Here is a 545-nt window from a genome sequence, read left to right on the forward strand (position 1 = left end):
TTGCAGCAAGGTGGTGATGTCGCCGTTGGCGCCGGGGAAGGCCTGGATCGCCTTTTGATCGATCACCGTGGCGCCCTGGAACGAGTTTTCTTCGGTGAAACCCAGCACGACCGTACTGTCCAACATCGTCGGGCCGCCAGCATCGGCACTGGGCAAGCGGTGAAACACCAGAGCACCGTCCTGATAGCCCCAGCGATGCCGGTGCCTTGCAGCAGGTACGCGAGGGCTGCGTCGTTGCTCATGTCGCCGTTCACACCGGGGGAACTCACACCCTTGAGCAGTTGCGGATCGACGCTCACTTGCTTGCCGCTCTGTTGGCCGAAGGCAATCAACGCGCCGGCCAGGGCCTGTGGCGGGATGTTGAAGCCGTGGGTCGAGGCGGGCGTATCGGGTTGCGCCAGGGCCAGCGGCAGCGGACCAAACGCGCAGCACAGCCCGAGCAGGCCGGCGGCGGCCCCTTTCTTCAGGCGCAGCGGCCACGTGCCCGGCGTACCGAACGGGTGAAGGGTGTGTGTCATGCAAAGATCCCCGCGCCGGCATAAAAA

Annotated in this window: 1 protein-coding gene; it reads right to left on the reverse strand. The window is 65.1% G+C overall.

The genetic code is table 11. From position 1 onward, the window contains the following. Positions 1-62 precede the first annotated feature (62 nt). On the reverse strand, positions 63-518 hold the full coding sequence (locus tag IQK56_RS30560; protein ID WP_193901972.1) for an STN domain-containing protein: 456 nt from the start codon (positions 516-518) through the stop codon (positions 63-65). Positions 519-545: the final 27 nt, after the last annotated feature.

This window comes from Pseudomonas cyclaminis (assembly GCF_015163715.1).
GTDB lineage: Bacteria > Pseudomonadota > Gammaproteobacteria > Pseudomonadales > Pseudomonadaceae > Aquipseudomonas > Aquipseudomonas cyclaminis.

Coding starts and splice junctions, on each gene's coding strand:
- IQK56_RS30560 (WP_193901972.1), bottom strand. CDS start 518: ATGACACACACCCTTCACCCGTTCGGTACGCCGGGCACGTGGCCGCTG.